The organism is Nonomuraea sp. NPDC050786 (assembly GCF_040654115.1).
Taxonomy (GTDB): Bacteria; Actinomycetota; Actinomycetes; order Streptosporangiales; family Streptosporangiaceae; genus Nonomuraea.
Window position 1 is genome coordinate 1 of the sequence record NZ_JBFAHJ010000036.1, and the last position, 26028, is coordinate 26028.

A 26028-nucleotide genomic window follows, 5' to 3' on the forward strand; every position below is an offset into this window, starting at 1 on the left:
GCCTTGTGCGCGCCGTCGAGGCGCTGCCTGCGCACCTTGGCGTGCAGCGCGGCCACCCGCCAGGCGGCCTTACGCCGCCGCTTGCTGCCCCGCTTGGTGCGGGCGAGGTGGCGCTGGGCATTGGCCAGACGGCCGGCGGAGGTGGTCAGGTGGCGCGGGTTGGCCAGGTGCTCGCCGTCGCTCGTGGTGACCAGCGACGCCACGCCCATGTCGATCCCGGCGACCGCTCCGGTCGCGGGCGGGGGCACGGCGGGGACGTCGTCGCACGACAGCACGACGTACCAGCGGGAGCCTTCCCGTTTGACGCCGATCGTCTTCACCCGGCCCTTCACGGCCCGGTGCTGGTGCACCCGCACATGTCCGATGCCGAGCAGGTAGACCCGCCGCACCGGTTCGTGCGGTTGGGAGTCCCACCTCGCGCCGTTCTTGGTCGCGGGCCACTCCACGATGTCGAACCGGCCCCGGCCCTTGAAGCGCGGGTACCCGGCCTTCTGCCCGGCCCTGACTCTGCGGAAGAACGCCGCGAACGCCCTGTCCAGACGGCGCAGGGTCTGCTGCTGGGAGCCTGCCGACCAGCGGCCCTGCCCGTCAGGGTCGGCTCTGCCAATCTCTTTCAGCTCCGCCGACTGCTCGCCGTAGCGGATCGTGACACCGGCCTTGGCGTAGGCGGTGCGGCGGTGCTCCGGCGCGGCGTTGTACAGCTGCCGGTGATCTTCCAGGCACTGCGTGAGCGCGGCGGCCTGCTTGCCGGTGGGGCGCAGCAGGAACGTGAACGACCTGCGCACTCCCACCTCCCACGTTCGGTAACGAGACGACCACGGTATCGGCCGGCACCGACAAAACCCGGAAGGACAGCTGTGATGCGCGGACCAGGCAGGTCAGGGCACGCTCGGGCCTTGACGGCCCTCCCGCTCCCGATTCCCCCGACGGCTGAAGCCGCCGGTCCCCTCGGGAGCATCTGATGGCAGGACTGGACATCCACTTCGACGCGCTCGACGACTGCCGGTCGTCCGCCAAGACGTTGATCGGCAAGTTCGGCGACCTGGCCGACGGCTACCCGGCCGGCCGGCCCGACTCGACGATCTTCGGCAAGCTGGGCGACTCCTCCGCCCTGGCGGACGCCGTGAGCACCGTCGAGACCACGGCGGACAGCGAGTTCGGTCAGGTCAAGAGCCTGGTGGAGAGCGTCGAACGGGCGCTCGACCAGGTGCAGGAGAACGTACGGAGAGCGAACGACCCGTCATGAGCGCACCTGAAGGCATTCGCGAGCTGCCCAACGGCCCGGAGCTGGCGGCCATGGCCGACAACGTCACCGGCAGCCCCTCCTCGATCCGCGCCATCGCCAAGCGCTGGCGTGCGGCCGCGAGCAGCGTGCTCTCTCACACCGGCACGCTCGGCTCCGCCGTGACCACCGTGGACCTCGCCTGGGAAGGCGCGTCGGCGGACGCGTTCGTGACCTACATGGCCGACTACGGCAAGGCCGGGCAGGATCTCCACGACGCGCTGCTCAACTGCGCCACCTCGCTGGACAACGCCGCCGACGCCCTGGAGACCGCCCAGGGGAAGGTGGACGGCATCTGCGACCGCCTCCTCACCCGGGTGAGGACGTACAAGAGCAACAACCCCGACGCCAAGCAGGACGAGCTCGACAGCGCGATCGGCCGCATGGTGAACGAGGAGATCGAGAACGCGCGTAAGCCGGTCCAGGAGGCCAAGCAGGCCGTCACCGACGCCAAGGACGCGATCGGCAGGCACATGAAAGAGCGGAAGACCACGTTCGCGCAGATCAAGAGGGCCGGCGAGCAGGAGTTCGTGCCCGGCCCCGGGCACCGGCTGGACTGGCGGCGGACGGTGAGCTACACCGCGCAGTCCGCCGAGACCGGCGTCGGCGGCAGCCCGATCGCCGCCGGCGCCGGCGGGTACGGGCCCAGCGGCCTGCCCCCCGCGAACGGCGGGGGCGCGGCTCCTTCCGGCAAGGTCAAGGAGTGGATCGAGCAGGCCATCGCCATCCTGCGCGAGCAGGGCTACCCCGTCGACAAGATGAACCCCAACGACATCGGGACGATCATCCAGTTCGAGTCGGGCGGCAACCCCCACGCCATCAACCTGTGGGACTCCAACGCCGCCGCGGGGCACCCGTCGAAGGGCCTGATGCAGACCATCGACCCGACCTTCAACGCCTACTCGATCGCCGGCCACAAGGACATCTACAACCCTGTGGACAACATCATCGCGGGCGTGCGCTACGCCATCGAGCGCTACGGCTCAGTGTCCGCGGTGCCGGGGATCGTCGGGATGAGGACCGGAACCGGCTACCGCGGTTACTGAAACCCGGCTCTAGCCGCAGTTGCCCCAGTCGGAGCTGGTGCGGCCCGAACCGGCGCTGCCGGAGTACCGCACGCACTTGCCCTTGGCGGTCAGCTTGACGGGGCCCGCGTAGTACTCGTAGTTGCCCGAGTCGGTGTTGCTTTCGCCGCCCTGCACCTCAAGCGTGGCGCTGACCGGGGTGGCCTTGCCGACGTCCGGGCCCGACTTGATGGTGACCACGCAGTTCTGGCTCGTGCTGTTGTTCCAGAGCTGGTACGTGGTGCCGCCGTTGAACGAGCTCGACCGCTGGACGACGAACCCGCTGCCGCACACCTGGGTCGCGGTGTAGGGGTTCGTCTTCGGCGGCGGAGGGGTCGTCTTCGTCGGGGTGGGCTTCGCCGTGGTCTTGGTGGGGGTCGGCCTCGCCGTGGTCTTCGTCGGAGTCGGCTTCGCCGTCGTCTTGGTCGGGGTGGGCCTCGCCGTCGTCCGCGTCGGCGTGGGAGTCGGCTCCGGCTCCCTGGTGGGCTCCTTCGTGGGCTCCTTCGTGGGCTCCTGAGTCGGCGTCGGCGTGGGGCTGGGCGGCACGGTCTTGGTGACCGTGGCTGTCGGCCTGGCGTGCTTGGTCGCCTTGGACTTGGTCGGCTTGCCGCTCGCCACCGGCTGCGTCTGCGTCGGCTGCACCGTCGCCGTGACCGTGGGGATGGGGACCGGCTGGGTCACGATCTGCGTCGGCGTCGGCACGGTCGTCAGGACCGGCACCTCAGGGCCGCCCGTGGCGCTGTCGGTCGGGAGCGTCATGGGACCGACCCCGCTGTCGTCAGGGGTGGGGGTGGCGGCCCACGGCGCCGTCACCTCCGTCTGCGGCTGCGTGGGCGCGCCGCTCACGGATCCCTGGGCGGCGAAGGCGTCGGCCTGCTCCTGCTGCTGCTTCGTCGGCTCGCCGCTGGCCGCGGCGGCCGGTGCGAAGGTGACCTTGTCGGAGTACTGGCTCGCGCCCCACAGGCCGAGCCCCGACAGGAGCACGACCGCGGTCACACCGGCCACGAGGCCGACCGGGAACGGCTTGCGCGGCTGGCTGTCACCCTGCCCGCCGGGCACGACGGTGGGGGTCCAGCCGGGGGGCTGGCTCGGCGGGCCGGGCGGAGGCCCCCAGATCTGCGTCGGCTCCACCGGGCCGGGCTCCATGGGGCTGTGCTGCATGGAGCCCGGCTGCATGGGGTTGTGCTCCATGGGACCCGGCTGCATGGGGCCGTGCGGCATCGGGCCCTGCTGCATGGGGACCGGGCCCATGGGGCCGTGGTCCGCGGGGCTGGGCTGCATCGGGCCCGACTGCATGGGGCCGGGCTGGATGGGGCCGGGCGGCATCGGGCCCTGCGCCATCGGCCCCTGCGCCATCGGCCCCTGCGCCATCGGCGCCTGTGGCATCGGGCCTTGGGGCGGCATCACGGGCGTCTGCGCGCCTTCGATGGACAGCTGGATGGGCAGGATCGCGGGCGGCGCCTCGCCCCCGGGGTGCGCCTCGAGCAGGGTGGTGGGGCCGTCGCCAGGCGCGGGCGGCGGCACCGGCACGCCCTCGATCGCCGGGGCGGGCATCGCCACGTTGCTGTCGCCGAGCAGCCGCAGCAGCGCCGTGTACGTCGTCGGCCGGCCCGACACGTCCTTGGACAGCGCGGCCAGCACGACCTGCCGCAGCGGCTCGGGCAGCTCGCCCACCTCGGGCTCGCCGTTCAGCACGGACTCGGCGTCCTGCCCGAACGGCGCCGACCCGGTCGCGGCGAACACGACGGTCGCGGCCCACGCGAACAGGTCCGCGTACGGGCCGTACCTCAGCCCGTTGATCTGCTCGGGCGCACGGTAGCCGAGCTCGCCCGCGGGGTCGCCGATCTCGATGTCGGTGACGCGGAGCCCCTCGTCGGTGAGGATCACGTTCGACGGGGTGAGCCCGCGGTGCGCGAACCCGGCCAGGTGGACCGCGGTCAGCGCGGTCAGCATCCCCACGGCCACGCGCTCCAGCGAGTCCCCGCTCAGGGGCCCGTCGGCGGCAACGGTCTCGGCCAGCGTGCGGCCCTCGACGTGCTCCCTGACGACGTACGCCAGGCCGTTGTCCATGCCGGCGTCGATGGTCCGGGCCACGTAGGAGCTCGACACCTTCGCGACGCTCTTGAGCCTGCCCACGAAGCCGGGGTCGGCGGGGTCTTCCTGCAGCGTCTTGATGGCGACGCGTGCCGCGCCCTCGGACTCCTGTCCCAGGTATACGACGCCCCGAGGCCCTTCGCCGAGCCGGTCCACGATGTCGTGGCCACCGATGTGCTCAGGCAAAGAGGAGTCCTTCTCGGCCATGACCGTCCTTCCGAGCTTTCCTCGTGATCACGGGACATTTAATCAAATAAGCCACATACGCATCAGTAGTTTCGGTCGGGCGATCTGACTGTTAACCGTCAATTCGGACCGGAGCCGGGAGTCGCTCCCGTTGCGGCGGTGCGCGAGCCAGCACGCCAGCCTCGCCGGCGACCCATCGGGACGATCATCCAGAACGCCATCACCACCGCGGTCAGCGACAGCCCGCCGGCCGCCACGGCGGTCGCCACCTCCATCGAGCGGCTGTCAGGGGGCACGGCCTTGCGTACCGCCGAGGCCGGGAGCGGCGGCGGCACCGGCGCGGCCACCGCCACCTGCTCGGACGGCAGGAGCATGGTGACCGCCAGGAACGGGTTGACCATGCCGGCGCCGGTGCCCTTGCCCGAGGCGCCGTCCGCGGTCAGCATGATGCGGCGGCGTACGCGTACCTGGTCGAGGTTGGGGAAGCGGGCGCGCACCAGGGCGGCGACGCCCGCCACGTACGGCGCCGCGTAGCTCGTGCCCTCCAGCTTGCTCTGGTAGCCCTTGCCCGTCCACGTCGAGCTGATCTCCTGCCCCGGGCCGAGCACGGCGACCGCGTTCGGGTTGGAGAACGTCGAGCGCCCGCCGCTCGGCGTGGCCGCGCCCACGGCGAGCACGCCGTCGTAGGCCGCCGGGTAGGAGGGGGACGACGTGCCGTCGTCCTTCTGCTGGTTGCCCGCGGCCGCGACGATCACGATGTCCCTGCCGAGCGCGTAGTTGACGGCCGCCCTGAGGTCGGGCTGGTCCTGCGCCTCGATGGAGACGTTGATCACGTCGGCGTTCTCGTCGGCGGCGGCCCTGATGGCCTTGGCCAGCACTGACACATCGCCGGACGTGTCGTTGGACTGTTTGATCGACAGGAGCCTGACGCCCGGCGCGACGCCGTAGAACGGGACGTCGTTGCGGGGCTGGCCGGCGATGATGCCCGCCACCGCCGTGCCGTGCCCGACGCAGTCGCGGTAGGTGGTGTTGGTGAGGTCGGCCTTGCCCGCCAGGCGGATCTGGGGGTGGGTCTCGTCCACGCCGCTGTCGATGACGGCGACGGTGACGCCCTGGCCCATGGTGAGCGGCCAGACGCGCTGGACGTTCAGTCGCCGCTGGGCCCAGCTCTCGGCGATCGCGGGGCTGGCCCTCTTGGGGTTGCACTTCACCGGCTCCTGCGCCAGCGCCGGGGCGGCCGAAAGGTGCAGGGCGAGCGCGCTCGCCACCAGGGCGCGACCAATCATGGGGGAAAAGCGTAGCTTGCCCGGTTCACCCGATCGCGTGGTCCGCCGGAATCAACGGAACGAAGCCCCGGCATCTTCGCCAGGGCCTCTGTCCGTTGCTCATTTCGTTGCGGACTCGATGTTCTGGCGGTAGGTGCCGATGACCCGGGAAGCCTCCTGCAGCTCCTCGGTCATGCGCTGGAAGGCCGTACGGTAGTTCTGCCACGCCTGCTGGAAACGCTGAGCGCCCGGCCCCGTCCACGCCGTGCCGACCTTGGCGGCCTCCCGGTCGAGCGCGGTCATGGTGGTGCGGACCGCCTCCGACTGCTGCGTGAACTGGCTGGCCATCTGCTGCATTTCCGCGGGGTCTCCGCCGAGCATGCTCTGGCTCATGCATACCTCCTGGAACATGGGGAAAGCGCCCTCAACTTAAAGGGGGGCCACCGGCCGTCGCCGGAGTTATGCCAAGCGGCTATGGTCTACCCGAGGATTGTTCGGATTCGTCCCTGGGAGCTGTCCGTCACATGCGCGAGGTTGTGGTGACAGGCGGAGGCACCGGCATCGGGTACGCCGTTGCCGCCGCGTTCGTCTCGCTCGGCGACCACGTCACCATCACCGGCCGGCGCGAACACGTCCTCAAGGAGGCCGCGTCGCGGCTCGGGGCGGCGTACGCGGCCTTCAACGCCGCCAGTCCCGTCGCGGTGAAGGAGGCGCTCGACAGCCTGCCGCGGCACGTGGACGTGCTGGTCAACAACGCCGGCGGCAACACCAACCTCGACCGCAGGCAGTCCGGCGAGCTGATGGACGTGGCCGAGGCCTGGTGGGCCAACCTCAACGCCAACCTGATGTCCGCCGTCCTCGTGACCACCGCGCTGGCGCCGCGCATCAGGGAAGGCGGCCGGGTCGTCTCCATCGGCTCGATCGCGGCACGCGGCACGGGCTCCGGCTCGTACGGCGCCGCCAAGGCCGCCCTGGAGTCCTGGACCGCCGACCTCGCCGCCGAACTCGGCCCCAGGGGCATCACGGCGAACGTCGTCTCCCCCGGTCTCGTCCTGGACACCGAGTTCTTCCGCGGGCGGCTGACGGAGGAGGGCATCAAGGCCCGCGTGCAGAACACGCGCAACGGCCGCCCTGGCACTCCCTCCGACGTGGCGGATACCGTTCTCTTTCTGGCCTCCGCGGGAGCCAGGCATGTCACCGGGCAGGTGCTTCACGTGAACGGCGGCGCGTACCTGGGTCGCTGAACTCTCTCAAGGAAGGACGTCGGGTCGGTGCGGAAGGTTCTGATCGCCAATCGGGGCGAGATCGCCGTACGTGTGGCACGCGCGTGCAAGGACGCCGACATCGGCAGCGTCGCCGTCTACGCCGACCAGGATCTCGAGGCGTTGCACGTCAAGGTCGCCGACGAGGCGTACGCGCTGGGCGGCCAGTCCCCTGCCGAGACCTACCTGCACATCGACAAGCTGCTGGAGATCGCGCGCCGCTCCGGTTCGGACGCCGTGCACCCCGGATACGGCTTCCTGTCCGAGAACGCCGCCTTCGCGCAGGCGGTCATCGACGCGGGCCTGACCTGGATCGGCCCGCCGCCGTCCGCCATCGCCGCGCTCGGCGACAAGGTGCGGGCCAGGCATATCGCGCAGAAGGTCGGCGCGCCGCTGGTCGCCGGTACCAAGGACCCGGTCTCCGGAGCCGGCGAGGTCGTCGCGTTCGCCGAGGAGCACGGGCTGCCGATCGCGATCAAGGCGGCGTACGGCGGCGGCGGCCGCGGCATCAAGGTGGCGCGCAGGCTGGAGGAGGTCGCCGAGCTGTACGAGTCGGCCGTGCGCGAGGCCGTCGCGGCGTTCGGGCGGGGCGAGTGCTTCGTGGAGCGCTACCTCGACCGGCCCCGCCACGTCGAGACGCAGTGCCTGGCCGACTCCCACGGCAACGTGGTCGTGGTCAGCACGCGCGACTGCTCGCTCCAGCGCCGCCACCAGAAGCTCGTGGAGGAGGCGCCGGCGCCGTTCCTGTCCGAGGAGCAGGTCGAGATCCTCTACACCAGCTCCAAGGCCATCCTGAAGGAGGCCGGATACGTCGGGGCCGGCACGTGCGAGTTCCTCGTCGGCCAGGACGGGACGATCTCGTTCCTGGAGGTGAACACGCGGCTGCAGGTCGAGCACCCGGTCACCGAGGAGGTCTCGGGCATCGACCTGGTCCGGGAGATGTTCAGGATCGCCGACGGGGAGGCGCTCGAATACGGCGACCCTGCGCTGCGCGGCCACTCGATCGAGTTCCGGATCAACGCCGAGGACGCCGGGCGCAACTTCCTGCCCGCTCCCGGGACGCTGACCGTCATGCGCGCGCCCTCCGGCCCCGGGGTGCGGCTCGACTCCGGGTACGAGGCCGGGATGACGGTACCGCAGACGTTCGACTCGCTCGTGGCGAAGCTGATCGTCACGGGGCGGACGCGGGACGAGGCCCTGCAGCGGGCCCGGCGGGCGCTCGCGGAGTTCGAGATCTCGGGGATGCCCACCGTCCTGCCGTTCCATCGGGCCGTCGTGTCCGATCCGGCCTTCGCCTCGGCGCCGTTCTCGGTGCACACGCGGTGGATCGAGACCGAGTGGGAGAACACGGTCGCGCCGTACGACGCGGAGAGCGCCGCCGGGCCGGCCGCCGCGGCGCGCGAGACGGTGACGGTCGAGGTCGGGGGCAAGCGCCTGGAGGTCGTCCTGCCCGCCGGGCTCGCCGCGTCCGGACCCGGCGCCGCCGCCCCCGGCAAGGCGCCGCGCAGGGGCGGCGGCTCCAGGAAGTCGTCGGCGGCGGGCGGTGACGCGCTGGTCAGCCCGATGCAGGGGACGATCGTCAAGGTCGTGGCCGGCGACGGGGACGTGGTGGCCGCGGGCGACACGGTCGTCGTCCTGGAGGCCATGAAGATGGAGCAGCCGCTGGCGGCCCACAAGTCGGGCACGATCACGGGGCTCACGGCGGCGGTCGGGCAGACCGTCACCTCCGGCGCCACGATCTGCGAGATCAAGGACGCCTGACCAGATCAAGGGCTTCTGGCCCGCATCCATCAGGTTCGCGCGGAGGGGGCCGCCTGCTTCAACCGGCGGGAAATCCGCGCTCCCTGCCCCCGGATTTTGTCGGCGTCTGCCGATAGTGTGGTGGTCTCGTTACAGAGCGTGGGAGGTGGGGGTGCGCAGATCGTTGAAGTTCCTGCTGCGCCCCACCAGCAAGCAGAGCGCCGCGCTGGCGGCGTGCCTGGAGGACCACCGGCAGTTGTACAACGCGGCGTTGGAGCATCGGCGCACGGCCTACCGCAAGGCCGGCGTCACCATCCGATACGGCGACCAGTCCGGGGAACTGAAGCACATCCGCGCCGACGACCCCGAGGGGCAGGGCCGATGGTCGTTCTCGTCCCAGCAGGCCACTTTGCGCCGTCTGGACAAGGCGTTCGGGGCGTTCTTCACGCGGGTGCGCCAGGGCTGTACGCCGGGTTTTCCCCGGTTCAAGGGGCGCGGCTGGTTCGACACAGTGGAGTCGCCGCGAAGTCCGGGCTCAACCGAAGCATCCTGGATGCGGGTTGGGGGGTGTTCCTGCGAGTCCTCGCGCACAAGGCTGAAAGCGCCGGTCGAGAGCTGATCGCGGCGAACCCCGCCGGCACCTCCCGCACCTGCGCCCGGTGCGGGCACAGCGCTCGGGAGAACCGCCTTGGCCAAGCCGTGTTCCGATGTACGGCGTGCGGGCATAGCGCGCACGCCGACGTGAACGCGGCGATCAACATTCTCAGGGCAGGGCTTGCCCTTCGCGACGCTGCGCAAGCGGCTTAGCGAGAAGCCGCTCCCTTCAGGGGTACGGAGGAGTCACGGCTCCAGGCTCTTCTGCCACGGTGCGCGCTTGCGGGCGCGCCTGAGGGTAGCGTGCCCAGTGAGGAACTTTGCCGATCGCCCGTTCGTCCTCATGGGCGAAGGAGGCTTGCTGCCAATGACCCATTCGCTGCGCCGCGCAGGGGCCGCGATCGCGGCCCTGATCGCCGGTCTGATCGTCGTTCTTGCGCTGTCCCCTGCCGCCAACGCGGCGGCTCCCCCTGATGCTCAGTCGGTGGTGTCCTATTGGAAGGACAAGAAGGACCCGCTCTTCGTGGAGTCGGGCTCGCCGCTGACCTCTGATCAGCAGAGTGAGATCCGTGACGCGCTGAAGGGGGCCGACAGCAAGATCTACGCTGTGGCGCTGCCCGACGGCACGATCACCGACTCCAATGTTGCGTCCTACATGAGCTCGCTCAACTCCGCGCTGACGGCCGCGGGCCGCAACCGGGCCACGTTCGCCGTGCTCGACGGCCAGACGCTGTTCGCCGCCTCCAGCGCCATCCGCCAGCCGGGTGTCGCGGGCCGGCTGGCCGACCTCTCGGTCACCGCGAACTCCGGCAACGTCGTGGACGGGATGAAGGACTTCGTCAACCGCGTGGACCTCGCGGTGAAGGGCGACCGCTCCGCCCTCGACACCGGCAGCCAGGCCAACCCCGGCGCCGGCGGCACCGCGGCGCTGATCGGCCTGGGCGCGCTGGCCCTGGTCGGCGGTGGCGGCTACTTCCTCTACTCCAGCAACAAGAAGAAGAAGCGGGCCATCCAGGAGGCCAAGGACCTGGCGGCCGTCAAGCAGACCGTGGACGAGGACGTCACCAAGCTCGGCGAGGAGATCACCGCCCTCGACACCGACGTGACGCTCGCCGGCCAGGGCGGCAAGCACATCGAGGAATGGCAGCAGGCGCTCGACTCCTACGAGAAGGCCAAGACGCAGCTGGCCACCGTCCAGCGGGCCGACCAGGTTCGCGACGTCACCCAGACCCTCGAGGACGGCCGCTACGCGCTGGCCGTGGTCAAGGCCAAGGTCAACAACGAGCCGGTCCCCGAGCGGCGCGCCCCCTGCTTCTTCAACCCGCAGCACGGCCCGTCCGTCCGTGACGTCCGCTGGGCCCCGCCCGGCGGCGCGCTCCGCGACGTGCCGGCCTGCCGGATGGACGCCGAGGCCGTGGAGCGCGGCTTCGACCCGCAGCTGCGCGAGGTCATGGTCGACGGCCACCGCCGCCCGTACTACGACGCCGGCCCGGCGTACCAGCCGTACGCGTACGGCTACTACGGCGGTTTCGGCGACGTCATGACCGGCATGTTCATCGGCACCATGATGGGCAGCATGCTCAGCGGCGGCTGGGGCTACGGCGGCTACGGCGCCGGCTACGCCGAGGGCTACGCGGACGGCGGAGGCGACTTCGGCGGGGGCGGCGACTTCGGCGGCGGCGGCGACCTGGGTGGCGGCGGCTGGGGCGACTTCGGCGGCGGCGGCGGAGACTTCGGCGGTGGCGACTTCGGCGGCGGCGACTGGTAAGCCCTGAGGCCCACAGGTAGGGGCCTCCGCAGGGGGCGTTGCGCGGATCATCTCCGGGCAGCGCCCCCTTCGCGTTCCCCGCAAGGCGGGGTCCGCGCATGGAGACGCGCCACGCGCGAAAGAGAGCTCGGGCAGCGCCCTGTGGGGGCAGGCCCCACACCCCCGGCAAGGCATGGAGGGGCGCTGGAGGGGCGCCGGCCACTTCCACGAAGCCCGTCAGGTCAGGCCGTACAGGCGTGGCAGGTCGACGAGGATCACGTCGGCGCGCGCCGGCCGCCCCGATGAGGTCTTGGGTGAAGCCCGTAGTGGAGAAGACGGCCGTGATCATGCCAGCCGTCTCCTGGCGCTGCTGAACTCAGGCTTTCTCAGGCCATCGGCCCTCGATGTAGTGGCAGACGAGCGCAGCGTGGGAGAGCGGGGTGGCGGGGTCGTCGACGTCGCCGTTGGTCGTGTAGTCGAGAAGAACGACGTCGCCGCTGTCGGCGAGCCGCCGCAAGCGCTCCACGAGACTGCTCACCCTGTTCTCCAGGACCCAGCGGTAGGCGGGTAGATAGATGCGGTGCCGTGCGGTCGGGTAGTCCAGCAATCGGCTGCCGTAGAGGCCGTCTCGGTGGCCGCGCACCAGCCCGTGCTTCCGCACGGTGCGTTTGAGGCCGGTCATGTTGGTGATGTCGAGCTTGGTGGCGTCGACGTCGGCGGTTTCGAAGACCTTGAGTGCCTGCCAGATGCCCTCGACCGTCTGGCTGTAGACGCCCGGGGTCTGCGGGACGGGGATGCCGCCGTGCGGGAAGAACGGGCTCATCCTCACCCAGGGCTCACCCGCCTTGGAGGTCACGTCGATGATCTGGGCACCGGGATGGGCCTTGGCGAGCGAGGCGGCTGAACGGCGGCGGCCGGCGACCTGAATCGGCATGGTGACAACCCTTCGGTCAGGAACGGACGCGGTACAGCTTGGCCGTAGGGGGCGACACTTTCGCGACCGCCGGAGCGGGCTAGGGCCCGCTGAGGCGACCTTCGCGCATTTCGGGCAGCATGAATCCCATGCTCATCGTCATCGGTGGCCTCCCCGCGACAGGCAAGACGACGCTCTCCCGCCTCCTGTCCACCCGCCTCGGCGCGGTCCACGTGCGTATCGACACCATCGAGCAGGCGATCGTCCGCTCCGGTCTGGCCCGCCAGCCCATCGGCCCCGCGGGCTACATGGTGGGGTACGCCCTGGCCGCGGAACATCTGCGCCAGGGGCTGGGCGTCGTCGCGGAGTCGGTGAATCCCCTGGCCGTCACCCGCGACGCGTGGCGGGAGGTCGGGGTCAAGGCAGGCGTACCGGTGGCCGAGGTGGAGGTGGTCTGCTCCGATCGGGAGGAGCACCGGCGCCGTGTCACCTCGCGCTCGATCGACATCCCCGATCTGCGGCCGCCCACCTGGCAGGAGGTCGTCGACCGCGAATACGAGCCGTGGGATCGCGGGCGCATCGTCGTGGACACCTCCGGCCAGACACCGGAGGAGTCGCTCGGCGTCCTCCTCAGGAGCCTGGATCAAGACAAACTCGAGATCCGTACTATCGGCTGAATGACCTACCTCGCCGAGGGAGCCCGCGTCGGGATCCGCCACATCAGCCGCCAGGACCGCGCCGAGTTCCTGGCCCTGAACCGGGAGAGCGCCGACCTGCTCGCCCGCTGGATGCCCGGTGAGCCCATCACCACCGATGAGGTCTTCGAGGGGTACGTGGCGCGCTTCGACGGGCCGGCCAACGAGGGCCTCGTGATCTGCCGCCTCGACACCGGTGCGATCGTGGGCCGGGCCAACATCAACAACATCGTCCGGGGCACCCGCCAGGACGGCACCCTCGGATACTGCGCCTACTCCTCCACGACCGGGCGCGGGTATCTGACGGAGGGGCTGCGCCTGCTGGTCCGGTACGCGTTCGGCGAGCTGGGGCTGCACCGCATCGAGGCGAACATCCAGCCGACGAACGCCCCCTCGCTGAGCCTGATCAAGCGCGTCGGCTTCCGGCGAGAGGGCTTTTCGCCGAACTTCCAGTACATCGACGGCGCGTGGCGGGACCACGAGCGGTGGGCGATCACCGTGGAAACGGCCGGTACGGGCCCGGATGGCGCATAGCCCAGACGGTGCCGCGCGAGATGGCCTCCTTGAACGCCGCGGAGGCCGGGCCGGTGAGTACGGCGTCGACCGGACTGTCGTCGCCCCGGGTGAACTGGGTGACCCCGTCGTGCCGGCCCAGGCTGATGTTCTGCCAGACGTACCGGAACCTGGCGCGCCGCGGCTCACGCCCGGTCAGCAGGTCGGCCACCGCCTCGCCCCCGTAGATCCCCATGGGCAGGCCCGTCTGGCAGGCCATCCGGGTCGGCCGCCCGCTCCGGTCGGCCGCCGCGGCGTCGCCGATGCCGAACACCTCCGGATGTGACACCGACCGCAGTGACCGGTCCACGAGCATGCGGCCGTGCCGGTCCGTGGCCAGCCCCGCCGCGGCGGCGAGATCGGGTACGCGGAACCCGGCCGCCCACACCACGGTCTCGGAACGCAGCTCATCCCCGGACTCCAGCAGCGGGCCGCGGGGCCCGACCTTGGCGACCGACGCGTGCTCGCGTACGGCGATGCCCATGCGGGAGAAGGACCTGTGGAGGTGGCGGCGGGCCCGTGCGGAAAGCCCCTTCCCGATCAGGCCGGCGGAGAGGAGGGAGACGCGCAGCCCGGGGATGGTCTCGGCGAACTCGGTCGCGGCCTCGATGCCGGTCAGCCCGCCGCCGATCACGGTCACCTCGCGGGTCTCCGCGAGCCGCGCCCGCAGCCGGACGGCCTCGTCGGCGGTGGCCAGCGTGTACGCGTGCTCGCGCACCCCCGGCACGGCGTCCAGCTCGGCGGCGCTCCCGAGCGCGTAGACGAGCAGGTCATAGGAGAGGTCGTACGGGGCCGCGTCCAGGCGAACCCTCCTCGCCTCCGGGTCGATCCCGATCACCCGGGCGACCACCAGCTCGATGCCGGTGCCGGCGAGCAGGCCGGCCAGCGGCAGGTCGGGCAGCCGCTGGCCCGCGGCGAGCTGGTGGAGCCGGATGCGCTCCACGAAACGCTCGGTCGCGTTGACCAGCGTCACCCGGACGTCCGCGCCCCGCAGCCGCCGGGCGGCCCGCTTGGCCGCCCCCAGCCCCGCGTAGCCGGCGCCCAGCACCACGATGTGGTCGGTCATGGTTCCTCCAGAGTCCGAAGTCCCCACTTGAACCGGCGAGCCGGCCCGTCCGTGACACCTCCGCACTGTGATCGCGCTCACACCAGCCCCCAGAGCGGGTCGGCGTCAGGCGAGCTGGGCGGCGGCGAAGGCGAGTTTGGCCGGGCTGACCATGGTCCGGATCGCGACGACGCGCTCCCCGGCGATCTCGAGAGCCATGATCGCCAGCACGTCACCGCCCAGCTGCCGGATCAGCACCGCGGGCTCCCCGTTGACGTCCAGGACCTCGGCCCGCACCCCGGCCGCTTTCGGATGCGAGGGCAGCCCGCCCAGGTAGCGCAGCACCTTGGCCAGTCCGAGCACGGGCCGGCGTGCCGCGGTCGCGCCGCCGCCGTCGGCCCAGGCGACCACGTCCTCGGCGAGCAGCCGCTCCAGGGCGGCGACGTCCCCGGTCATGGCCGCTTCCAGGAACCCCTTCACGATGCGGCGGTGATGCTCCCGGTCGCTCTCGAACCGCTTGCGCGGCTCCCCCACGTGCGCCCTGGCCCGCCGGTGGAGCTGCCGGGAGTGGGCCTCGTCGACGTCCAGGATGTCGCCGATCTCCGCGTGGCTGTGCCCGAACGCCTCCCGCAGCACGAACACCGCCCGCTCCGTCGGCGTCAACCGTTCCAGCAGGATCAGCATGCCCAGCGACACGGATTCGCGCTGCTCGACCGTCTCCAGCGGACCGAGCGCGCCGTCAGCGGTGAGCACCGGCTCCGGCAGCCACGGCCCCGCGTAGCTCTCCCGCTGCCGCCGCGCGGAGGCGAGCTGGTTGAGGCAGAGGTTGGTGACCACCTTGGTCAGCCACGCGGCGGGCACCTCGACGGGCCCGGAGGCCCGGCTCCAGCGCAGATACGTCTCCTGCACCATGTCCTCGGCCTCGGAGGCGGAGCCGAGCAGCCGGTACGCCAGCCCGAACAGCCGGGCCCGCTGCCCCTCGAACACCTCCACCGACCCCGCGCCATGGCCATCCATCCGATCGATGCTAACCAGAGGCCGTTCCGCCCCGGTTCGCGGCACCGGCGAGCGGGGCCGCTGGAGGCCGCTAGAGGAGGGTGCCGAGGGGGCCCAGGTCCAGGTTGAGGTCCTCGGGCGCCAGGCCGAAGCGGTCGCAGAGGTCGGTCATCGCCTCCTCCAGGCGCATCAAGGTCGCCCCGAGGGCCTCGATCTGCTCGTCCGACAGGCTCCCCTGCTCCATGCGCCGTACGCACTGGCGCTCCACGAGCTGGCGGATCAGCTCGACCAGCGTGAGCACGAGGCGGCTCAGGTCGCGCTCGATCGTCTCCGAGTCGGCGGCTATGCGCAGGCCGGGACGGTCGACGCTCACGCGGCCTCATCCCCCTCGATCGAGACGATGATCGTACGGAGCGAGATGCGCACGAGGTCCACGTCCGCGATCGACAGGACGACGTCGCCGGTCAGGACGACGCCGCCCTCCAGCAGCCGGTCGAGGAGGTCCACGAGGGCCACGCGTTCGGGCGGGATCCGGTCGTCGGCCACCACGTCACGTCTCAACGCGCCTCCATGACGGTGAAGGAGTACGGGGCCCACGGGCCGGTGAGACGCACCTCCACGCCGTCGCCGCCGAGGCTGCCGGCCGTCGCGGCGAACTCCTCGTCGCGCTCCTCGTCCACGAGGTAGGCGCCGTTCAGCAGCATCGCCTCCTTCCGGCCGGAGAGCTGCGGGTCCTGGGCGCGGTGGCGGCAGCTGGCGACGGCGAGCGACGACAGGGCGGCGTGAATGTGCTCGGCGCGGCCGGCGATCTGCCGGCGGGCCCGCTCCCGGCCGCGCAGGCTCGCCTGACGGCGCTGGAGATACGCGGTCCCGGCCCCTCGAACGCCGTCCCCGGCCGCGCGATCTACGTCTCCCTGTGCCCGGTCGCCGTCCCCGGCCGCGCGGTGGCCGCCTTGCGCTGCCCGGTCGCCGTCCCCGGCCGTGCGATCTACGCCTCCCGGTGTCCGGTGGCCGTCCCCGGCCGCGCGGTCGCCGTCTCCGGTCGCCGGCGGTGACGACGGCGTGCTCGGACTGACGTATGCCTTGACGCCCCACTCCCTCCTCCCCGCGACGTGGGAGAGCACCTCCAGGAAGTCGTCCCTGCGCCGTTCCAGCAGGCCGCGCACCTGTGCGTCGTCCGCGTACACGGTGACGAGCCGGACCGGCGCCGTCGGGCCGGCGGCCGCCACGGCCTCCACCACGCGGTGATGGGCGCGGGCCGTCACCGCCAGCCAGTCCAGGTCCTCCAGGGAGCGGCGCAAGGGCTCCTCCCCGAACTCGCCCAGCGGCACCGTGCTCACGTAGGCCACCAGGCCGTCGGCCCCGGCGACCGTACGCACGGGCGCGACGCCCTCGCATGGGCACTCGACGGCAGAGCGGGCGACCGCGTACACGTACGTGCCGGTGCCGGTCATTCCGCGCCCCGCGCGGCGAGCTGGCGGCGCAGGCGGCGGTTCTCCTCGATCAGCTCGCGGTCCCGGCCGGACAGCCAGGGATCGTGCTGCCACCAGTCGATGCCCAGTTCCCTGGCCGTGTCCACCGAGGCGATCAGCAGGCGCAGCTTGATCGTGAGCAACTCGATGTCCAGCAGGTTCACCCGGATGTCGCCGGCGATCACCACACCCCTGTCGAGCACGCGCTCCAGGATGTCCCCGAGATTGGCCGGCTCGCGGCTCGTGCCCCCGTACGGTTGGCGCACCACAGGGGTGGCCGTTCCTGCTCTGTCCACGTCACAACGCCTCACCGGTGTCGGCGTTGGAGCGCCGGTACCGCCGTAGCCTCCGATATGACAGCAAGGTGCCCTCCGTGTCCATCTCGGTCTGGTAGAGGGCGAGGATGTCGCCCGACGAGGGGATGCGGCGGTCTTCGACGACCTCCACGCCGACCTTCCAGCCGCCCTCCACGGGTTCGACGGCTGTCACGCCCTCGATCTGTTTCGTCGTGAGATCGGCGATATGTTGGAGCCCGGCTTCACCGGCCGTGGCGGCGGTCAACTCCCTGCGCCTGGGCTCACGGGCTTCACCGCCCTCACGCGGCCGGGTGGTCGTGGAGCGCTTCTCGATCATGCGGTTACCTCCGCCCCGCGGCCATCAGCTGGAGCACCCGCTCGACCGCCTGGCTCTCCTCTTCCTCGGAGATCTCCCCGGCCTCTCTGGCCGCCTCGATCTCCTCCAGGTGCCGCCTGACCGAGGCGGGGTTCCTGGTCTCCATGTCGACCTGCTCCTGGAACAGCTCCGCGAGCCAGAGCAGCCCGCGGAAGGGGGCGAACGGCAGCCCGAAGATCAGCCCGAGCAGTCCCATGCGTCATACCCCCGGCTCCTGCGCGATCACGAAGTCGTAGGGCGCGAGCGGCCCGAGCAGCCGGAGGTTCACCCGTCCGTCCCAGGTCTCGCCGAGCTCGCCGAGCGCCTTCTCGAGCGCCCGCTGCTCGCCGGTCCTGGCGAGCATGGCCACGTGCACGGCGTCCTGCTCGTGCGACGGCGGGCGTACCATCGCCGTCGAGTAGTGCGAGGAGAGCGCATCGAGCAGCGTGCGGGTGTCCAGGTCGCGCTTGGCCTCGATCGTAGCCGCGATGAGCTCCCCGAGCCTGATCCGCTCGTTCCTGGTCACGTCCTCCGCCTGGCCGCGGATGGCCTCGCGCAGGGCGGCGGCCTCCGGGTTCTCCGCCAGGATCTCCCTCATCAGCGCGGACTCCACGTAACGGCCCTTGACGATGTACTCGGCCTGGCCCTCGAGATCCCTCAGCGCACCCAGGAACTCGTCGTGGAACGGCGTGAGCAGCTCCTCCACGATCGCCTCCGGGCTCGCCAGCACCGCGCCGAACCGGAACGGGAGCACGGGCCCCTTGGCGGCGACGGAGTCGAGCAGCCGCTCGTAGGCCAGCAGGTCGTCCGGCTGCCCCAAGGGCTGGTCCACGTTCACGTCGCTCACGAGGGCGGCGACCTCGCCGTGCCGGACGAGCTGGACCTCGCCGGGCGGGTCACCGAGCCCGCGATCGTCCGACGCGAGGTTCAGGTCCGCGGGCACGACCCCGTAGAGGTATGACGCCATGTTCTGCTGCCGCGGCGTGGCCTGCTCGGGTACGGAGCCGCCGGAAACCTTGGTGGATCGTCCCATCTCCCTCACTCTTCCTCTTCGCGCCGGCGAGGGGCCTTCTTCTTCATGCCGTGGCTCTCGACGATGTCGGTCAGCTTCTCGTCCGCCGCCTCCAGGACCCCCTGGACCACCTTCTTGGTACGGTCCGCGCTGGGAACGCCCTTCGTGGTCTCCAGGACCTCGGGCAGTCCCTGCTCCCCGGTCTCGGCCATGTCGAGCCGGTTCGCGGCCTCCGCGAACCGCAGGTAGGTGTCGACGCTGGCCACGACGACGCGTGCGTCGACCGTGAGGACCTCGATGCCGACGAGCGAGACCCTGACATAGGCGTCGATCACGAGACCCTTGTCGAGAATCGTGTCGATGACGTCGGCCAGGCCCGTCGGAGACGGACGTCCGGCCATCTGGCCGGTCGCCGCCGGTTGCACAGACGTAGTCATCATTCCTCCCCTTGCCTCCGCCAGCCTGCCCTTAAAAGCGACACCGAACCACACAGCACACAAAAACGGGCAGGGCTTGACGTACTCGGCTCGCTACTCTGCGCAACTTTTAGGGGAAGGGGAGGTTCCGCGTCAGGTGCTGGCGCGGACCGCGAGGATGGGGGCGAGCAGGGTGGAGTCGGGCACCACGCGGCCTTCGAGCTTCTCCATGACCAGGCGGACCGCCTCACGGCCCACTTCCTCGGCGGGGATCAGCACCGAGGTGAGGGGCGGGCCGGCGCGCTCGGCCACGTCGTCGGGGCAGATCGCGACCACCGCCACGTCGTCCGGCACGCGCCGGCCGAGCTGGCGCAGCGCCGCCAGCACGTGGCTGACCGCCGCCTCGTTATGCACCACCAGCCCGGACACCCCGGGATGGTCGAGGAGCAGGTCGCGCACGGTCTCGTGGACCTCGTCGAACGTCTCCTCGCACGGCAGCGCGACGCCCTTGAGCGCGTGGGCCTCCACCGCCTCCACGAACCCCTCGCGCGTCCGCCGGGCGAACCCCGTCCCCCGCTCGTACACCACCGACGGCGCTCCGAGCAGCGCGATCTCCTCGTGGCCGCGTTCGGCCAGGTGCTCCACGCAGCGCGCGCCCGCGGCGGCGAAGTCGAGGTCCACGCACGTCAGCCCGGCCGGCTCGGCGGGGAAGCCGATGAGCACGCTCGGCTCGGGCAGCTCGCGCAGCAGCGGCACCCGGCGGTCGTCCAGCTCGACGTCCATGAGCACCAGCGCGTCCACCATCGCGCTCGCGGCCACCCGCCGGATGCCGGCGGTGCCCTCGTCGGCGGTCAGCAGCAGCACGTCGTGGTCGAAGCGGCGCGCGGCCGTGACGACGGCGCTGGCGAAGCGCATCAGGACGGGCACGTGCATGCCCGCCCGCAGCGGCAGCACCAGCGCGATCACGTTGGAGCGCTTGCTGGCCAGGGCGCGGGCGCCGGCGTTGGGGTGGTAGCCGAGCTCGCTGATGCTGTCGAGCACCCGCCGCCTGGTGTCGGCCGAGATCGTCCGCTTGCCGCTGAGCACGTAGGAGACCGTGCTGACGGCCACGCCCGCGTGCTTGGCGACCTGGGCGATCGTGACCGTGCGCCCGCTCAAGCCCCGGCTCCGAAGTCGAGCTGGACCAGGGTCACGCCGTCGTTCTCGAACACCACATACAGATCGTGCACGCCGTCCACCGCCGGGAGCGAGGCCGTGATGGCGTGATAGCCGTAGCGGTCGGTCCTCGGCACCGGGAACGTGGCGAGGGCCTGGCCGTAGAGGGGGTCGCCGCGGCGGACGGTGATCACGCCGCCTTCCGTGCTGCCCGCCGTCGCCACGCAGGTCGTGGCGGCGCCGAGGTCCACCTGCCGGAACAGGATCCACGCGCCCTCCGCGTCGGACCTGACGGCGTCGCCGTCCGCCTTGGTCTCGTCCACGAACGTGATCGCGTCGTACTCGTCGTGGGCGGCGGCGCGCAGCAGCCCCGACTGGGGCGGGACCGTCTCGCCGTCGACCTCGAAGCGGGCGCTCAGGCGCAGGTCGGTGGCGCTGCGGCCGACCATGAGCTGGTGCGACGCGCTCTCCACGACGAACCCGCCCCTGGTCACGTCCCAGAAGGCCAGCTCGGAGACGGGCAGCGTCAGCGTGACGGCACGGCTCTCGCCGGGCGCGAGGCGTACCTTCTCGAAGCCGCGCAGGCGGCGCAGCGGCTGCTTGACGCGGGAGCGCTGCTGGTGGGTGTAGAACTGGACGACCTCGACGCCGGGCCTGGTGCCGGTGTTCGTCACGGTGGCCTCGGCTCTGACCACGTCGCCTTCCAGGCGTACGCGCAGGTCCGCGTAGTCGAAGGTGGTGTAGCTGAGGCCGTGGCCGAACGGGTGGAGCGGGACGCCGCGGAAGTACAGGTACGTGGCGTCGGAGGCGATGATGTCGTAGTCGAGCAGGTCGGGCAGCTCCTGCTCCGAGCGATACCACGTCTGGGTGAGGCGGCCCTCCGGGTCGGCGTCGCCGAAGAGCACCTCGGCCAGCGCGTGGCCGTACTCCTGGCCGCCGTGCGCGGACCAGAGCACGGCCGGGAGCTCGTCGTCGGTCCAGGTCAGCGGGTAGCCGCTGGTGATGACCATGACGGTGCGCGGGTTCGCCTTGCGGGCGGCCCGCACCACGGCGTCCTGGGCGGGGGCGAGGGCCAGCGTCATGCGGTCCTCGGTCTCGCGGCCGTTCACGAGCGGGTGGTCGCCGACCACCACGACCGCGACGTCGGCCGCGGCGGCCAGGAGGGCGGCCTGTTCGGTGCCGCTCCTGACCACGTCCATGGCCAGCCAGACCGCCTGGTCGGCGTCGTCCACCAGGCGCAGCACGCCGTCGTCGCCCGCGCCGACGTAGCAGCCGGTCGAGATGTGGCGCAGGGCGAGCGTGCCGCGCGGCCGCTCTTCCAGCCTGAACGTCTGGCGCACCTCCCACCCGTTCGGCCCCGGCTGGTCGTTCACCAGCGTGACGCCGTCCACCGACACGAACCGGCCGGTCGCCACGGCCCGCAGCGCGTAGGCCCCGCCGCCCCAGTCGAACAGGTCGAACGTGCCCGCCTCGGCCGCCCCCACGCTCAGCGGCCCGCCCGCGGGGTCGGCGGCCACAGGCCCCGCCTCCGACGACAGCGTCACCCGGTCCACGGCCTCGCAGAACACGGTCTCGCACCGCTCGCCCAGCCCCTGGCGGGCGGTGACCGCGTACGGGAGGGTGCCGCTGTACCAGTCCTCCATGAGCGCGTCGCCGAGCTGCCCGATCACCGCGATCTTCGTCACGCCCTCGAGCGGCAGCACCCCGTCGTTCTTCAGCAGCACGAACGAGCGCCGCGCCGCCTCCCTGGCCAGCGCCTGGTGCTCGGGGCAGTTGACCACATTCCCGTTGACGTCGTCGTACGGCGTCGCCGGGTCGAACTCCCCCAGCCGGAACCTGATCGACAGCGCGTGGCGGACGGCCCCGTCCACGTCCTCCTCGCTCAGCAGGCCCTTCGCGAGCGCCTCGCGCAGGTGGCCGAGCGTGGCCTCGGAGCGGTCGTCGTCCTGGGTGAAGCTGTCGAGCCCCGCCTTGATCGCGTGCGCGTACGCCTCGGGCAGCGTGTCGTGGTAGCCCTGGAGCGCGGTGAGGTTGCCCGGCGCGTACGCGTCGCTGACCACCAGCAGCTCGTCGGGCGCCCACGCGCGCAGCACCTGCCCGATCAGCGGGCTGAGGTGCGCCGGACGGCCGTTGACCAGGTTGTACGACGGCATGACCGCCACGGCCACGCCCTGCTCGATGGCCGGCCTGAAGGCGGGCAGCTCGTACTCGTGCAGCACTCTCGGCGGCACGTTGCTGGAGGTCGTGCAGCGGTCGGTCTCGTTGTTGTAGGCGAGGAAATGCTTGAGTGTCGGGGCGGTCTTGAGAATTTCGGGAGCGCTCCCACGTAGTCCGCGCGCATAGGCCGCGGCCATGACCCCGGTCAACCACGGATCCTCGGAGTAACCCTCCTCGTTCCGCCCCCAGCGGGGGTCGCGCAGCGGGTTCACCACGGGCGCCCACACGTTGCGGCCCGCGCCCGACGGGTCCTTGTGGTGGAAGGCCAGCACCTCGTCACTGGTCGCCTCGCCCACCCTGCGCACGAGGTCGGGGTCCCACGTCGAGGCGAGCCCGACGGCCTGGGGGAAGACGGTGGCCGGGCCGAGCCAGGCCAGCCCGTGCAGCGCCTCGGTGCCCGTGCGGAACGCCCCGACGCCCAGCCGCTCGACCGGGGCCTGGTACTGGTGCAGCAGGCCCACCTTCTCCTCGAGGGTCAGCCGGCGCACCAGGTCGTCGATCCGGTCGGGAATCGGAACAGCGGGGTCGCGGAAGGGTTCTTGCATGGTCATCCCTCTGAAACTGTCGAAGCGCTTCGACGACCGGCCTGGGGGAAGTTACGCGGACATTTCGGTGGATTTACTGAAGAGTGCCCGCCCTCGCGACCCAGGTCAAGGGACTCGGGGCAATCTTCCCGAATCTATGGAGTCCAGCACCCTCGCGGCGCCGCCGAGCGCCGCCGCGTCATGGCCCAGCGTCGAGGCCACGACCTGGCAGCCGCCGGCCTCCGCGGCGATCACGCGGTCACCCATCTCCTCCTGGACGGCGGGCAGGAGCCACGGCGCCAGCGGGACGTAGTAGCCGCCGAGGATCACCACCTCGGGATTGAGCAGGTTCGCCAGGATAGACACGCCCTTGCCGAGGCTGCGGCCCACCGACTCCAGCGTCGCCAGGGTGGCGGGGTCGCCGGCGCGGGCCAGCCGTACGGACTCCTCGATCTCCATCTGGATCTCCGCGGGCGAGGGGTCCTTGCCCAGCACGGCGCCGATCCCGGCCATGACCTCCAGGCAGCCGCGGCGCCCGCAGTGGCACTCGGGGCCGTCGGGGTCGAGCTGGACGTGGCCGAGCTCGCCGCTGAACCCGAGGCTGCCGCGGCGCAGCCGCCCGTCGAGGATGATGCCCGCGCCCACGCCGATCTCCCCGGTGAGGTAGATCAGGTCGGAGGCCCCGGCGTGCGCGCCGAAGCGCTGCTCGGCCAGGGCGGCGAGGTTGGCGTCGTTGTCGACCTGGATGGGGAAGCCGGGGTCGCGCAGTGCCTTGGCCAGGTCTCCGCCGAGGTCGGCGTCGTGCCAGCCGAGGTTGGGCGCGATGCGTACGGTGCCCTGCACGTCGACCAGTCCCGGCACGGCCACGGCGAGCCCCAGGACCTGGCGCTCCTCCCTGGCCATGCGGCTGACCACCCGCCTGATGATCGCGCCGACCCCCGCCACCCCCTGGTTGACGGATTCGCCGCCCGAGAACGAGCGCCGCCACGTCAGCAGCCGCTCCCCCGCCAGGTCGGTGGCCACGGCGGAGACGTAGTCGACATTGATCTCGACACCGATGGCGGCGTACGGGGAGCCGTCCAGCATCAGCATCGTGGCGGGCCGGCCGACCCGGTTCTCGGTCAGCCCTGTCTCACGCACGAGCCGCCGGTCGATGAGGTCGGCCACCAGGCTGGAGACCGTCGCCTTGTTGAGCCCGGTGGAGGCCGCGATGTCGGCCCGCGAGCAGGGCGCGTGCTCCCGGACGAACCGGAGCACGACCGCGAGGTTGGTGGCCCGTACGTCGGCGAAGTCGGCCGGCTGAGGGCCGGTCGTAGAAGTGATCAATATCAGCCCCGTTCCCGCCAAAGGATGACCCCAGCATGCCGCATCGTGGGCTCCCTTCACCAACCTGTGACCGTCGCGATCCCTTGTGGCTGCGGACACAGTCTACTAATTTGTTTGGTCGGAATACCAACTAATTTTTTATCGAGGCCATCCCACTGAGAGAGAAGGGAGCGGGCCATGGCAACCAACACGACTCGCCGCGGGTTCCTCGGTCTGGTCGGTGCCAGTGTTCTGGTGGCGGGCTGCGCCGAGAAGAAGCAGCTGTCCAAGGGTACGGCTGTCGCCGCCGACAAGCTCAAGGGCCTGGTGCCCACCCGGGTCCCGTTCGAGATCCCCGGACTCAAGCCGGACCTCCCGGGCAGTGAGTTCGTCGCGCCCGGTTTCCTGACCCGCCCCGCGAACATGGTGCAGGCCGTCACCACCAAGCCGCTGACCAGCGGCAAGGAGGTGACGGCGATGACGCCGCTGTGGGGCACGGTGCCGCCCGGGCCGGGCAGCAACTCCTACTACGACTACATGACCGAGCGACTCGGCGGCTCCGTGCGCTTCAACATCTCGGACGGCAACACGTACGGGCAGAAGCTCAGCACCCTCCTGGCCAGCGGCGACGTGCCCGAGATGATCTGCGTGCCCCAATGGGAGCTCATCAAGATCGCTCACTTCACCGAGGCGGCCAACAAGCTCTTCGCCGACCTGGGCCCCTACCTGGCCGGCGACAAGGCCAAGGAGTTCCCCCTGCTGGCCAACTACGCCACGGCGGCCTGGCAGTACAGCGTCTTCGGCGGCATCCTGCAGGGCATCCCGTGGCAGAACGAGCCGTTCCCGTTCGCCACGTTCGTCCGCGGCGACATCCTCAAGGACCTGGGCCTGGAGCACCCCAAGAGCGCCGACGACCTGATGACGCTCGGCAAGGAGATCACTGACCCGAAGAAGAAGCGCTGGGCGTACGGCGGCATCGACCAGGAGGTCCAGCGCGCCTTCGGCGCCCCGCGCGAGTGGCGGAAGAAGAGCGACGGCACGCTCGAGTACAAGTACGAGACCGCCGAGTGGGCCGCGCATGTCGAGTTCATGGCGAAGCTCTTCGCGAACGGGTACGTCCACCCGGACGTCGTGGCCAACAAGGACGCCGACAACAAAGCCATCTTCGGCAGCGGCCAGATGATCATCTACAAGGACGGCACCGGCGCCTGGCACGAGAACCTCAACCGCTTCCTGCCGGACAACCCCAAGTTCAAGATGGAGATCGTCAACCCCTACCCGGCGCACGCCGGAGAGACGCCCATCGTCTGGCGCAACGAGCCCGCCAGCATGTTCGCCTTCATCAAGAAGGGCCTCGGGGACGCGCGCACGCGCGAGCTGCTCGCCCTCGCCAACTGGACCTCGGCGCCGTTCGGGACGCAGGAGTACGACCTCGTCACCAACGGCGTCGAAGGCAAGCACTACACGGTCGACAACGGCGCCCTCAAGCAGACGGCGCTCGGGCGCAAGGAGGTCGCGCCCACGTACATGTTCCTGTCGGGCCGCCCGAGCGCCAACGCGACGAGCGAGTACGAAGGGCTCGTGCAGTCGCTCTACGACTGGCAGACGGGTGCCGCGAAGTTCCTGTCCAACGACCCCTTCGTCGGGCTCCGGGTGGAGACGCCGTCGAAGATGGCCGGGCTCGTCACGCCGATCGAGGACAAGATGCAGGAGATCTACCGGGGCAAGCGGCCGGTCTCCGAGTGGCCGACGGTCGTCAAGGAGTGGCAGGACCAGGGCGGGAATGAGGCGCGGGAGTTCTACATGAAGGTCGCGCGGGAGAACGGCAGGCTTTGAGATCC

26 protein-coding genes and 2 pseudogenes are annotated in these 26028 nt (G+C 71.1%); 10 read left to right on the forward strand and 18 right to left on the reverse strand.

The window, feature by feature from the left end:
• On the reverse strand, window positions 1-785 hold a 785-nt coding region (locus AB0H84_RS43995; RefSeq protein WP_357618320.1), incomplete at its 3' end, for a transposase.
• A gap of 176 nt (window positions 786-961) precedes the next feature.
• On the opposite strand from AB0H84_RS43995, the gene AB0H84_RS44000 reads away from it, so the two are divergent.
• Together AB0H84_RS44000 and AB0H84_RS44005 are read left to right on the forward strand one after the other, a co-directional pair.
• Window positions 962-1246: a hypothetical protein gene (locus AB0H84_RS44000; RefSeq protein ID WP_357618323.1), complete on the forward strand. Its 285-nt coding sequence runs from the start codon at window positions 962-964 to the stop codon at window positions 1244-1246.
• Entirely contained in the window at window positions 1243-2328 is a 1086-nt protein-coding gene (locus tag AB0H84_RS44005) for a transglycosylase SLT domain-containing protein (protein WP_357618326.1), read from the forward strand. Before AB0H84_RS44000 ends, AB0H84_RS44005 begins: the two co-directional genes overlap by 4 nt.
• A gap of 1626 nt (window positions 2329-3954) precedes the next feature.
• On the opposite strand, the pseudogene AB0H84_RS44010 reads toward AB0H84_RS44005, so the two are convergent.
• From AB0H84_RS44010 to AB0H84_RS44020, 3 genes and pseudogenes are all read right to left on the reverse strand, one after another.
• Window positions 3955-4647 (reverse strand): annotated as a pseudogene (locus AB0H84_RS44010) (protein kinase); the annotation flags it as partial.
• A 98-nt stretch (window positions 4648-4745) separates the two neighbouring features.
• Window positions 4746-5912 (reverse strand): S8 family serine peptidase, encoded by a 1167-nt coding sequence (locus AB0H84_RS44015; RefSeq protein ID WP_357618329.1) that lies wholly within the window; start codon window positions 5910-5912, stop codon window positions 4746-4748.
• A 99-nt stretch (window positions 5913-6011) separates the two neighbouring features.
• Window positions 6012-6284 (reverse strand): WXG100 family type VII secretion target, encoded by a 273-nt coding sequence (locus AB0H84_RS44020; protein ID WP_026214895.1) that lies wholly within the window; start codon window positions 6282-6284, stop codon window positions 6012-6014.
• 131 nt (window positions 6285-6415) lie between these two features.
• Between AB0H84_RS44020 and AB0H84_RS44025 the strand changes: the two genes are divergently transcribed.
• The 5 genes from AB0H84_RS44025 (at window position 6416) to AB0H84_RS44045 (ending at window position 11255) form a co-directional block, all read left to right on the forward strand.
• Window positions 6416-7135, forward strand: coding sequence for an SDR family oxidoreductase (locus AB0H84_RS44025; protein ID WP_357618332.1), 720 nt, complete (start codon window positions 6416-6418; stop codon window positions 7133-7135).
• 27 nt (window positions 7136-7162) lie between these two features.
• Entirely contained in the window at window positions 7163-8914 is a 1752-nt protein-coding gene (locus tag AB0H84_RS44030; RefSeq protein ID WP_357618335.1) for a biotin carboxylase N-terminal domain-containing protein, read from the forward strand.
• Window positions 8915-9077: 163 nt separating this feature from the next.
• Window positions 9078-9512: a helix-turn-helix domain-containing protein gene (locus tag AB0H84_RS44035; RefSeq protein WP_357618338.1), complete on the forward strand. Its 435-nt coding sequence runs from the start codon at window positions 9078-9080 to the stop codon at window positions 9510-9512.
• Complete coding sequence (locus tag AB0H84_RS44040; protein WP_357618341.1) at window positions 9461-9700, forward strand: transposase; 240 nt, start codon at window positions 9461-9463, stop codon at window positions 9698-9700. The genes AB0H84_RS44035 and AB0H84_RS44040 overlap by 52 nt, the downstream gene beginning before the upstream one ends.
• Before the next feature lie 154 nt (window positions 9701-9854).
• Window positions 9855-11255, forward strand: a complete 1401-nt coding sequence (locus AB0H84_RS44045; protein WP_357618344.1) for a hypothetical protein — start codon at window positions 9855-9857, stop codon at window positions 11253-11255.
• A 355-nt stretch (window positions 11256-11610) separates the two neighbouring features.
• Here the strand turns inward: AB0H84_RS44045 and AB0H84_RS44050 are convergent, their stop codons facing one another.
• A complete protein-coding gene (locus AB0H84_RS44050) occupies window positions 11611-12168 on the reverse strand; it encodes a hypothetical protein (RefSeq protein ID WP_357618347.1) in 558 nt (185 codons plus the stop codon).
• Window positions 12169-12296: 128 nt separating this feature from the next.
• Between AB0H84_RS44050 and AB0H84_RS44055 the strand changes: the two genes are divergently transcribed.
• On the forward strand, window positions 12297-12824 hold the full coding sequence (locus AB0H84_RS44055) for an AAA family ATPase (RefSeq protein WP_357618350.1): 528 nt from the start codon (window positions 12297-12299) through the stop codon (window positions 12822-12824).
• On the forward strand, window positions 12825-13376 hold the full coding sequence (locus AB0H84_RS44060) for a GNAT family N-acetyltransferase (RefSeq protein WP_357618353.1): 552 nt from the start codon (window positions 12825-12827) through the stop codon (window positions 13374-13376). It abuts the gene before it with no gap.
• Here the strand turns inward: AB0H84_RS44060 and AB0H84_RS44065 are convergent.
• The 13 genes and pseudogenes from AB0H84_RS44065 to AB0H84_RS44125 form a co-directional block, all read right to left on the reverse strand.
• Window positions 13336-14460, reverse strand: a complete 1125-nt coding sequence (locus AB0H84_RS44065; RefSeq protein WP_357618356.1) for an FAD-dependent oxidoreductase — start codon at window positions 14458-14460, stop codon at window positions 13336-13338. The two genes, AB0H84_RS44060 and AB0H84_RS44065, sit on opposite strands and share 41 nt — an antisense overlap.
• A 105-nt stretch (window positions 14461-14565) precedes the next feature.
• Window positions 14566-15456: an RNA polymerase sigma factor SigJ gene (sigJ, locus tag AB0H84_RS44070; RefSeq protein ID WP_357618360.1), complete on the reverse strand. Its 891-nt coding sequence runs from the start codon at window positions 15454-15456 to the stop codon at window positions 14566-14568.
• 70 nt (window positions 15457-15526) lie between these two features.
• On the reverse strand, window positions 15527-15808 hold the full coding sequence (locus AB0H84_RS44075; RefSeq protein ID WP_357618362.1) for a gas vesicle protein K: 282 nt from the start codon (window positions 15806-15808) through the stop codon (window positions 15527-15529).
• Window positions 15805-15996: a gas vesicle protein gene (locus AB0H84_RS44080; RefSeq protein WP_357618365.1), complete on the reverse strand. Its 192-nt coding sequence runs from the start codon at window positions 15994-15996 to the stop codon at window positions 15805-15807. Before AB0H84_RS44080 ends, AB0H84_RS44075 begins: the two co-directional genes overlap by 4 nt.
• Entirely contained in the window at window positions 15993-16889 is an 897-nt protein-coding gene (locus AB0H84_RS44085) for a GvpL/GvpF family gas vesicle protein (protein WP_357618367.1), read from the reverse strand. Before AB0H84_RS44085 ends, AB0H84_RS44080 begins: the two co-directional genes overlap by 4 nt.
• Window positions 16886-17176, reverse strand: coding sequence for a gas vesicle protein GvpJ (gvpJ, locus tag AB0H84_RS44090; RefSeq protein WP_357618625.1), 291 nt, complete (start codon window positions 17174-17176; stop codon window positions 16886-16888). The genes AB0H84_RS44085 and gvpJ (AB0H84_RS44090) overlap by 4 nt, the downstream gene beginning before the upstream one ends.
• Before the next feature lie 28 nt (window positions 17177-17204).
• Complete coding sequence (gene gvpO / locus AB0H84_RS44095) at window positions 17205-17540, reverse strand: gas vesicle protein GvpO (RefSeq protein WP_357618370.1); 336 nt, start codon at window positions 17538-17540, stop codon at window positions 17205-17207.
• A gap of 4 nt (window positions 17541-17544) precedes the next feature.
• The gene (locus tag AB0H84_RS44100; RefSeq protein ID WP_357618372.1) at window positions 17545-17775 is read right to left on the reverse strand and encodes a gas vesicle protein GvpG; all 231 of its coding nucleotides are present in this window, start codon (window positions 17773-17775) and stop codon (window positions 17545-17547) included.
• 3 nt (window positions 17776-17778) lie between these two features.
• On the reverse strand, window positions 17779-18591 hold the full coding sequence (locus tag AB0H84_RS44105) for a GvpL/GvpF family gas vesicle protein (protein ID WP_357618375.1): 813 nt from the start codon (window positions 18589-18591) through the stop codon (window positions 17779-17781).
• Between the two features lie 206 nt (window positions 18592-18797).
• Window positions 18798-18971: pseudogene (gene gvpJ / locus AB0H84_RS44110) on the reverse strand (gas vesicle protein GvpJ); the annotation flags it as partial.
• A gap of 168 nt (window positions 18972-19139) precedes the next feature.
• A complete protein-coding gene (locus AB0H84_RS44115; protein ID WP_357618378.1) occupies window positions 19140-20144 on the reverse strand; it encodes a LacI family DNA-binding transcriptional regulator in 1005 nt (334 codons plus the stop codon).
• On the reverse strand, window positions 20141-22909 hold the full coding sequence (locus tag AB0H84_RS44120) for a glycoside hydrolase family 3 C-terminal domain-containing protein (protein ID WP_357618380.1): 2769 nt from the start codon (window positions 22907-22909) through the stop codon (window positions 20141-20143). The genes AB0H84_RS44115 and AB0H84_RS44120 overlap by 4 nt, the downstream gene beginning before the upstream one ends.
• A 99-nt stretch (window positions 22910-23008) precedes the next feature.
• The gene (locus tag AB0H84_RS44125; protein WP_357618383.1) at window positions 23009-24208 is read right to left on the reverse strand and encodes an ROK family transcriptional regulator; all 1200 of its coding nucleotides are present in this window, start codon (window positions 24206-24208) and stop codon (window positions 23009-23011) included.
• A gap of 177 nt (window positions 24209-24385) precedes the next feature.
• Here AB0H84_RS44125 and AB0H84_RS44130 point away from each other — a divergent pair, with 177 nt between their 5' ends.
• Window positions 24386-26023 carry an extracellular solute-binding protein gene (locus AB0H84_RS44130; RefSeq protein ID WP_357618386.1) on the forward strand — a complete coding sequence of 546 codons (1638 nt, stop codon included), beginning with the start codon at window positions 24386-24388 and terminating at the stop codon, window positions 26021-26023.
• The last annotated feature ends 5 nt before the right edge of the window (window positions 26024-26028 follow it).